The sequence below is a fragment of the Komagataeibacter kakiaceti JCM 25156 genome, from assembly GCF_000613305.1.
The window spans coordinates 1-1,165 of sequence record NZ_BAIO01000634.1 but is presented as its reverse complement, the minus strand read 5'-3'; the positions used below and the strand labels follow the sequence as shown (position 1 = coordinate 1,165).

General features: G+C 65.4%; 1 protein-coding gene and 1 pseudogene. Both read left to right on the top strand.

Annotated elements, in window-relative coordinates; all coding sequences use genetic code 11:
• Positions 1 to 320: pseudogene (locus tag JCM25156_RS25830) on the top strand (MlaD family protein); the annotation flags it as partial.
• Positions 317 to 988 carry a PqiC family protein gene (locus JCM25156_RS17390; RefSeq protein ID WP_025814155.1) on the top strand — a complete coding sequence of 224 codons (672 nt, stop codon included), beginning with the start codon at positions 317 to 319 and terminating at the stop codon, positions 986 to 988. The pseudogene JCM25156_RS25830 and the gene JCM25156_RS17390, both read left to right, overlap by 4 nt.
• The last annotated feature ends 177 nt before the right edge of the window (positions 989 to 1,165 follow it).

Sequence of the window (1,165 nt, the reverse complement as noted above, 5' to 3'; positions counted from 1 at the left end):
TGCGCGCCACCGTGGCCGACCTGAAGGAGCGCTCCGCCATCACCATCAACGCGCTGGACCGGCTGGTCGTGACCAACAGCGACCAGTTTACCGCCCGCCGCGCCGAACTGCGCGAACTGATCGCCAATACCCACCAGACCATGAAACAGGCGAACGAAACCCTTGCGGGCCTGCGCGCCCTGATGGACCCGCAATCGCGTGACAGGCTGAATCTGGACGATACGATGCGAGATATTATGGAAGCAGGCTACGGGCTGCGCGGATTCGCCAACGAAGTCGAAAGTAATCCGCAACTTCTGCTGATGGGACGCAACCAATGAAAACGCGCCAGCCCGCTGTCTCCCCTTCCCGTTCGCATCCGGCCCTGCGGGCAGGTGGCGGACTGCTGCTCTCGGCCGTGATGCTCTCGGCGTGTTCCTCGGCACCCGTGCGCTTCTATACCCTTGGCGCGCCCGCCATCGCCACCGGGGCGCAGTCCGTCGGCACCACGACCCAGATTACCGACACCACCCCCGTGATCGAGGTCGAACGCGCCCGCCTGCCGGATTATCTGGACAGTCAGGACATCATGGTACGCGACGGGCATGAGATCGTGCGCAGCGGGCTGGGCCGCTGGGCCAGCCGCCTGTCGGTGGGCGCCACCAACCTGATCACCGCCCGCCTGGCGGAAAAATGGCCCGCGCTGTTCGTGACCGACCAGCCGCAGCCGGAAAGGCCGACATGGCGGCTCCAGATCAACATAAGCCGCCTTGACGTCAGCCGCGACGGCAATGCCGCCCTGGATGCGGACTGGGCCATCATTCCGCAGGATTCGCGGGCTTCCCTCCTGCGCAACCGCACTGTTATCGTGATGGAAAGCAACACGACCAGCAATGCCAACATCGCCAAGGTGAACGAAAGCCTGCTGAATGAGCTGAGCAACCGGATCGAGGCGAGCTGGCCCACGTCCGAACAGCCCGCCGCCGCCCAGAAGCAGGACAAAAGCTGAGACGCCACCCCCACCGGGGGAGGAACCTTTCGGCGCGGGAGGCATTGGGGCGCAATATCGTACCAACCGTGGGAGCTCCTCCATGCCGCGTCTCTTTCGCCGCCTTCAGGCCGCCATGTGCCCCGCGCTGCTGGCCACCGCAATGGGTCTGGGCACGGCATGGGCGCAGGGTGGGCC